6 protein-coding genes are annotated in these 7680 nt (G+C 72.6%); 3 read left to right on the forward strand and 3 right to left on the reverse strand.

Annotation, left to right across the window (positions count from 1 at the left end):
* Window positions 1–641 (forward strand): DMT family transporter (locus tag E1285_RS46130; protein WP_165966983.1); only part of this gene is annotated, 641 nt, incomplete at its 5' end.
* Between the two features lie 101 nt (window positions 642–742).
* On the forward strand, window positions 743–2011 hold the full coding sequence (locus E1285_RS41420; RefSeq protein WP_243723420.1) for a helix-turn-helix domain-containing protein: 1269 nt from the start codon (window positions 743–745) through the stop codon (window positions 2009–2011).
* A 28-nt stretch (window positions 2012–2039) separates the two neighbouring features.
* Here E1285_RS41420 and E1285_RS41425 read toward each other — a convergent pair whose 3' ends face one another.
* The 3 genes from E1285_RS41425 to E1285_RS41435 all read right to left on the reverse strand — a co-directional run bounded on the left by E1285_RS41425 (window position 2040) and on the right by E1285_RS41435 (window position 6229).
* Window positions 2040–3809, reverse strand: a complete 1770-nt coding sequence (locus tag E1285_RS41425) for a fatty acyl-AMP ligase (protein ID WP_132160154.1) — start codon at window positions 3807–3809, stop codon at window positions 2040–2042.
* Window positions 3810–3837: 28 nt separating this feature from the next.
* On the reverse strand, window positions 3838–4824 hold the full coding sequence (locus E1285_RS41430; RefSeq protein WP_132160156.1) for an acyl-CoA desaturase: 987 nt from the start codon (window positions 4822–4824) through the stop codon (window positions 3838–3840).
* Window positions 4825–4918: 94 nt separating this feature from the next.
* Entirely contained in the window at window positions 4919–6229 is a 1311-nt protein-coding gene (locus E1285_RS41435; protein WP_132160158.1) for a lipase family protein, read from the reverse strand.
* Window positions 6230–6382: 153 nt separating this feature from the next.
* Between E1285_RS41435 and E1285_RS41440 the strand changes: the two genes are divergently transcribed.
* Complete coding sequence (locus E1285_RS41440; RefSeq protein ID WP_132160160.1) at window positions 6383–7567, forward strand: MFS transporter; 1185 nt, start codon at window positions 6383–6385, stop codon at window positions 7565–7567.
* The last annotated feature ends 113 nt before the right edge of the window (window positions 7568–7680 follow it).

The raw sequence follows: 7680 nt of genomic DNA on the forward strand, positions 1-7680 counted from the left end.
TGTCGGGGGTGGGGACGGGTGCCGCGATGGTCTTCCTCTACCGGGGCATCAGCAACGGGAACATGAGCGTGGTGGTCCCGGTCAGCGCGGTCGGCGGGGTCGCGCTGCCGGTGGTGGCCGGGGTCGCGTTCCTGGGCGACCGCCCGTCGGCGCCCGCGTGGGCGGGGATCGCCGTGGTCCTGCCCGCGCTGTGGCTGGTCTCCCGGTCGCGTTCGGAGGACCACGGCAGGATGCGCGCGGCGCTCTTCAACGGGCTCGTCGCGAGTTGCGGAATCGGGATCCAGTACCTGGCCCTCGCCCAGGCCGGCGGCGATGCCGGGCTCTGGCCCGTGGCGGCGGGCAGGGTCGCGGCCGTCCTCACGATCGCGCCGATGATCGGATCGCCGCGGGGCCTGTTCCCGTCCGGGAAGACCTGGCTCTGGTCCGCGCTGAACGGAGGCCTGGCGGCGGCCGCGCTGGTCTTCTACCTGCTGGCCACGCGCGAGCAGCTCGTCGTCATCGCGGTCGTGCTGTCGTCGCTGTATCCGGTGGTGCCGGTCCTGCTCGGCGTCACCGCGCTGCGCGAACGGCTGTCGGCGGCACAGGCGGCGGGGCTGGCGGGCGCCGGAGTCGCGGTCGTCCTGCTCACGCTGCCGACATAGGTGGTCCCGGGGTCTGGGCGGGTTTGTGAGCAAAGTGAGTGCCATAGGGGGCAGGATGTGCCTAGCCTGACGGCCCGGGTGCCCGCTCTGGAGGTGACGCTTTGACCGAGCTCCACGCGAGATCCTCCGGGGACGACCTGTCGGCCCAGCCGTGGAGGGACGTCCCCAGGGAAGAGGCGCAGTGGATGCGGCCGCACCTTCCGGCCCTCGTCGACGCCATGGTGGAGGGAGTACTGCGCCACATTCCCGAGTACGCCCGGCCGGACGATCCCGTCTACATCGACGTGATGCGGGTCGCGGCGGAGCAGGGCATGGGGCACTTCGTCCAGATGATCGCCGATCCCGACGCGTCCTGGCAGGAGGTCCACCAGGTCTTCTTCGACATCGGATACGGGGAGGCGGTCGAGGGACGCTCGCTGGAGCACCTGCAGAACGCGCTGCGGATCGCGTCCCGGACGGCCTGGCGGTACCTGTCGCGGGAGGCCGACCGGCTGAAGAAGCCGCGGGAGCTGGCGATCTCGCTGGCCGAGGTGAACTTCGCGTACCTGGACCTGCTGGCCTCCGCCGCCGCGCAGGGCTACGCGCGGGCGCGGGAGAAGGCGGCGGGCGAGCGGGAGCAGCGGCGCGGCCGGCTGCTGAGCCTGCTGCTGTCGGAACCGGCGGCGCCGCAGGACATCGTGGCCGAGCAGTCCAACCTCGCGGGGTGGCGGCTGCCGGAGCGGCTGGCGGTGATCGTGCTGAGCCCGCGTCCCGGCAGCGGCGGGGAGGGACCCGCCGGGCTGCCGCCGTTCCTGCTGAGCGGCCTCGACAAGGGACGCCCCTGCCTGGTGATGCCGGACCCGGACCGCCCCGGCGGGGCCGACCGGCTCACCGCCACCCTCCGCGGCTGGACGGGCGCGGTCGGGCCGTCGGTACCGGCGGACCAGGCCGGCGTGTCGCTGCACTGGGCGCACCGGACCCTCGATCTGATGGTGGCCGGGCGCCTCGGGCAGGCACCGGCCCCGGCCGCGAACGGAGACGCGCGGCGGACCGGCGCCCTCGTCCACGCCGACCGGCACATGCCGGACCTGCTGCTGCAGGAGGGCTGGACGCTCGCCGAGGCGGCGGTGCGGCGCAGGCTCGCGCCGCTCACCGCCCTCGGCCGGCAACGCGGCGGCCGGCTGGCCGCCACGATGCTGGAGTGCCTCCGGCACGGCTTCAACGCGACCGACGCCGCCGAGGCGCTGTCCGTGCACCCGCAGACGGTCAGGTACAGGCTCGCGCGGCTCCACGAGCTCTTCGACTACGACATCGAGGACCCCGCGCTGCGGCTGGAGCTGATGCTGCTGCTCCCCGTCTGGATCCGGGACACCGGCCAGGAGGACGCCTAGCTCCCCCGCCCCAGGGCCGTTGTCGGAGTCACTCGCTCTTGGACGGCACCTCCGTGATCGGCAGGGTCCCGTCGAGATAGGCCTGGCGGCAGGCGGCCCGCGCGATCTTGCCGCTGCTGGTGCGGAGCAGCCCGCCGGGCTCGATCAGGACGAAGTCGTGGACGCGCAGGTCGTGCTGCTGCTTCACGGCCGTCCGCACCCCCTGGGCGACCTCGCCGAGGTCGAGCAGCGCGATCGGCACCCGCCGGTTCCGCTCGGCGATCACGACGAGGCCCTCGGTCTCGCCGGCGTCGGCGGGCACGTCGACGGACACGGCGCAGGTGTACTCGCGGCGGATCGCCTTGTGCGCGCCCGAGACCGTGAACTCGATGTCCTGCGGGTAGTGGTTGCGGCCGTCGACGATGACCAGGTCCTTGATCCGGCCGGTGACGAACAGCTCGCCCTCGTGCATGACGCCCAGGTCGCCGGTACGCATCCACGGCCGGCCCGGCAGGTCGCCCGGGTCGCGGAGTTCGGCCTCGAACGTCTCCTTGGTGGCCTCCGGGCGCCCCCAGTACCCGGCGGCGACGTTCGGACCGTGCACCCAGATCTCGCCGACCTTGCCGTCGGGCAGGCCGTCCCCGGTCTCGGGGTCGGCGATGACGACGTGCTGGCCGTAGGACGTCCCGCAGGCGATCAGCTGGATCGCGCCGGGCGCGTCGGCGGCGCACGGCTCGGCTGCGCCGCGGCGCAGCCGCTCGTGGTCGAACGCCCGCCGCGTCGGCTCCCGGAAGCGCGACGACGCCGACACGTAGACGGTCGCCTCGGCCAGGCCGTAGGCGCACACCTGCGCCTCGGGCCGCAGCCCGCAGTCCTTGAACGCCTCATAGAACCCGCTGAGCGTGCTCTCCCGGATCGGCTCGGCGCCGTTCATGAACACCTGGACGCCGCTGAGGTCGAGGTCCTTCTTCTCCTCCTCGGTGACCTGCGCGGTGAGGTACTCGTAGGCGAAGTTCGGGCCTCCGGTGAACGCGTGGCTCTGCTCGCTGAGCAGTTCCAGCCAGCGGACGGGACGCATGATGAACGCGACCGGGTCCATGATCACGCCCGGGTTCCCGTAGACCAGCGGGAGCGCGACCGTGGTGACCAGGCCCATGTCGTGGAACACCGGCAGCCAGTTCACGCCGGTCGACTCGCGCGGGATGCCCTCGAACGTCTCCCACAGCTGCTCGGCGTTCGTCGCGAAGTTGCCGTGCGTGATGATCACGCCGGCGGGGGTGCGGGTCGAGCCGGACGTGTACTGCAGGTAGGCGACGTCTCCGGGGTCGATCGGCTCGGGCGTCCAGTCGAGCGACCCGTCCACCTGGTCCGCGACGATGATCTCGGCCGGCGCCGGGACGGTCTCGTCCGCCAGGAACGCCTCGACGTGCGGCAGCGACGCGCTCGACGTGATCACGACGTCGGGTTCGGCGTCCTTGTAGACGGCGAGCAGCCGGTCGCCGTGGCCGGGCAGGTCGGGCGAGAACAGCGGGACGCCGATGACGCGGGCGTACATCGCGCCGAGGAACCCGGTGACGTAGTGGAGGTCCTGCGGGGCGAGCAGCGCCACGCGCCGTCCCGGCTCGGTGGCGCGGCGGATCGCGGCGGCGATGGACCGGGCGCGCCTGTCCAGCTCGCCCCAGGTGACTTCGAGGGCGATGCCGTCCGGGTCCGTCATGTAGTCCATGAACGTGTAGGCCCGGTCGTCGGGGAAGTCCTTGGCGAACCGGGAGAGCCGCTCGATGAGGGGCGTCCGGTCGAGGGCAGGCATTTCAGTCATGCTTCGTGGCTCCCGTACTGGAGGCGGGTCAGGACGAGACGGTGTCCGCGGCCGATTCGCCGCGGGGGCCGCGGGGGACGCGGCGGGTGGCGAGGCGCTCGTGGTCGGGCCAGCGCACGTCCCAGACCCAGCCGAGCCTCTCGAAGACCCAGATGACGCGGGCGCTGATGTCGATCTGCCCTCTGAGGACGCCGTGCCGGGCGCACGTCGGGTCGGCGTGGTGCAGGTTGTGCCAGGACTCGCCGAACGACGGGATCGCCAGCCACCACACGTTGCGCGCCTTGTCGCGGGTCTTGAAGTCCTCCCTGCCGAACACGTGGCAGATCGAGTTGATCGAGAACGTGATGTGCTCGCCGGCGAACACCCGCATGAGCCCCGCCCAGAACAGCGCGGTGAGGGCGCCGTGCCAGGAGAACGTGAGCAGCGCGCCGAGCCCCATCGGGACGAGGAACGTGGAGAGCACGATCACCGCGTAGACCGGGTCGAGGGACAGGAAGCGGATGTCCTTGTCCTTGAGCAGGTCGGGCGCGTACTTGCTGCGGGACGTGCGGTCCTTGCTGAACAGCCAGCCCATGTGCGCGTGGTAGAGCCCCTTGGTGAGACCCCACACGCCGGGCCCGTACGCCCAGGGCGAGTGCGGGTCGCCCTCCTGGTCGGCGTACTTGTGGTGGCGGCGGTGGTCGGCGACCCACCGGATGACCGACCCCTGCATGGCCTGCCCGCCGAGGATCGCGAGCGCGATCCGCAGCCACCGCTTGGCCTTGAAGCCGCCGTGCGTGAAGTGCCGGTGGTAGCCGACCGTGATCCCGATCGCGTTGATCGGATACAGGAACGCGAAGATGGCCACGTCCGTCCAGCCGATACCCCAGCCCCACAGGAAGGGGATCGCCCCCAGCACCCCGATGATCGGCGCCGCCACGAAGACCACGACCGCGATGCGCTCGGGCAACGGGACGGTCCCGGAGATGTCGGGCTGCGGGGTCCGGCTGCCGGCGTCGGCAACGCCCGCTGTCATGTAGTGCTCCTAACGGATTCGATGGCGGGGAGTCCCCCGGTCACGGATCCGGGCCGCCGGTCGTCCCGGCGGCCCGGCCGCGAGCGGGGGGCGGTCAGCAGTTGCCCTCGGCGGGCTTGCCTGCGAACCGGTCGTCGAGGAAGTTCGTCACGTCCCCGGCCGCGCCCCAGTCGGTGCTCAGGTGCTCGGTCGGGTAGTTGTTCTTCCAGGTGGTGTTGATGCCGGCGTCGCAGTAGCGCTGCCTGGTGGCGTCCTCGGTCTCGTGCGGGATGATCTCCTCGAACCAGCCCCGGTACTGGAACACCGGAAAGTCGATCTTGTACTTGGCGTCCGAGGACGGGGTGCCGATGCCGACGCCGAGCCTCTGCCGGTCGACGATCTCGCCCCAGGTCACACCGCCGGGACCCTTCACCGCGTAGAGCTGCTCCAGCGACAGGCCGTCGGTGGAGAAGTTCTCGATCCTCGCGCCGAGGAACACGGCGAGCGTCCCGAACAGGCAGTGGGTCTTCACGTCCGCGATGGCCTGCTCGCCCTTGTCGTTCATCAGCTCGGTGAACGGCATCTCCGGGTAGGCGGCGTTCAGCCCGACGAGCGCGTCGGCGAGGAAGCCCGCGAACAGGCTCCCGTTGAGCGCCTTCGCGGTCACCTTCAGGTCGCCGGGCACGCCGCCCGCCGCCGCGCCGACCACGTTCAGCTCCGGCGCGTAGGACGCGGCGAGCTGCGCCCCCCACAGCGAGGCGGCGCCGCCCTCGGAGTAGCCGGAGATGCCGACGTCGCCGTCCGCCGTGAGCGTTCCACCGGGGATCCGGCGGGACGCCCTGACGACGTCCAGCAGGGCGTGACCGGCGTTGGCGCCGATCATGTACGTGTGGACCTGCCCGTTCAGGTACCCGACCCCGTCCGTCGCCGCGACCGCGTGGCCGGCCTTCAGGAACAGCTGGAGGTTCCCGCCCTCGTACATGTCGACGTACTGTCCGGCGAGCTGCTTGGAGAACGCGCACTGCAGGCCGGAGCCGAGCGTCCCGGGGTTGAACGCGACGGTCGGGCGGGAGCCGTCCCCCGTCCAGGGCGCGTCGGGGACGGCGACCGTCCCGGTCACGACGTTCCTGGCGCCCTTCACGTCCGTCGAGACGTACCGGACCTTCCACGCCTGCATCGGGACGTCGCCGGGAATGTTCGTCAGCTTCACCGGGCGGCAGGCGAGCGGGTCGCCCGGGTTCCCCCGCACGGTCGCGGGCGGCTCCGCGTAGATCTCGGCGTCGGTGGCGTCGCAGCCCGGCGGCGCGGCGGCCGTGGTCTGGGGCACAGTGGTCTGGGGCACGGCGGCCGCCTGCGGCGCCGCGACCACGGGCATGGCGAGGGCAAGGCCCAGCGCCGCGGTTGTGAACAGGCTCCGTAGTCGCATTCTCGCTCCAGGGGTGGACTGGACACCGAACGCTGACCACCGTGTCCCACGGGGCATGAGGGACGGTATGAAGTCTCCTCACATGCTCGGCCGCCGCTCTTAGCAACCAACTCAAGAACCGAGCGGTCCGGGCGATCTTCTAACGTCGTCGGTATGAGCGAGCCGTCACGGCGGGCCGAGGACGCCCGCGAGAACGCCGGCGGGGCCCGCCCGCGCCTGGTCGGGCGACAGCTGGCACTGGTGTTCGCGGCCACGTTCACGAGCCTGGCCGGGGTCTTCCTGCTGCTGTCGGTCGTCCCGATGTACGCCGTGGCCGGCGGGGCGGGCCGCACCGGCGCGGGCCTCGCGACGGGCTCGCTGATGCTGACGACGGTCCTCGTCGAACTCGCCCTGCCCCGCCTGCTCGCCCGGTTCGGCTACGTGCCGGTGCTCGCGGCGGGGCTGCTGCTCCTCGGCCTCCCGCCGCTCGCGCTGACCGCCTCGTCGGACATGCCGACGATCATCGCGGTGAGCCTGGTGCGCGGTCTCGGCTTCGGGATCGCCGTGGTCGTTCCGAACGCGATGGTCGCCGAGCTCGCCCCGGCGCCGCGGCGGGGCGAGGCGCTCGGCCTGTTCGGCGTCACCTCCCAGCTACCGGCGGTGCTCGCCCTGCCGCTCGGCGTGTGGCTCGCGGAGCAGGTCGGCTACCCGCCCGTGTTCGTCGCGGCCGCGGTGCTCCCGCTCGCGGCACTGGCCATGCTGCCCGGCCTGCCGCGCCGGCGGGCGTCCACGCCGGCGGAGCGGTCCTTCGGCATCGTCGCGGGACTGCGGTCGGCGGGCCTGCTGCGTCCCGCGGCCGCGTTCGCCTCGACCGCGATGGCGGCGGGCGTCCTGATCACGTTCCTGCCGGAGGCGGTCCCGGCGGCGGGCGTCGCGGCGGCGGCGCTGTTCGTCCAGCCCGCCGCCACCACCCTCACCCGCTGGTGGTCGGGACGCATCGGGGACAGGCACGGCGCGGCGCGGCTGCTGCCGCCCGCCGTCCTGCTCTCGGCCGCCGGGATCGCCCTGCTGGTGCTGGTGCCGAACCCGGTCGCGGTGTTCGTCGCGGTGCTCCTTTTCGGCGCGGGTTTCGGGGTCACGCAGAACGCGAGCCTGTCGATGATGTACGAGCGGGCGCCCGCCTCCGGCTACGGGACGGTCAGCGCGATCTGGAACATCGGCTACGACGGCGGCATGGGCATCGGAGGCGTCGCGTTCGGCGTCGCCGCCACCCACACCGGCTACCCGGCCGCCTTCGCCCTGACCGCCATCGTGATCTTCCTCACCCTCCCGCTGGCCTTCCGCCGGCGCGCCCGCTGATCCCGATGCGGACGGCGCCCTGACCGCAGGGGCCTAGCCGCGGGCCGGGCGCGGCGGTTCGGGGCGGCGGGACGGGCCCTTCGCGGCCGCGGGGCGCGGGAGCGCGTCAGGGG

Source organism: Actinomadura sp. 7K507 (genome assembly GCF_004348425.1).
Lineage (GTDB): Bacteria > Actinomycetota > Actinomycetes > Streptosporangiales > Streptosporangiaceae > Spirillospora.

Bases quoted from the DNA above. Each gene is read 5' to 3' on its own strand.
- E1285_RS41425 (WP_132160154.1), bottom strand. From the start codon at position 3,809: ATGACTGAAATGCCTGCCCTCGACCGGACGCCCCTCATCGAGCGGCTC.
- E1285_RS41430 (WP_132160156.1), bottom strand. From the start codon at position 4,824: ATGACAGCGGGCGTTGCCGACGCCGGCAGCCGGACCCCGCAGCCCGAC.
- E1285_RS41435 (WP_132160158.1), bottom strand. From the start codon at position 6,229: ATGCGACTACGGAGCCTGTTCACAACCGCGGCGCTGGGCCTTGCCCTC.
- E1285_RS41440 (WP_132160160.1), top strand. From the start codon at position 6,383: ATGAGCGAGCCGTCACGGCGGGCCGAGGACGCCCGCGAGAACGCCGGC.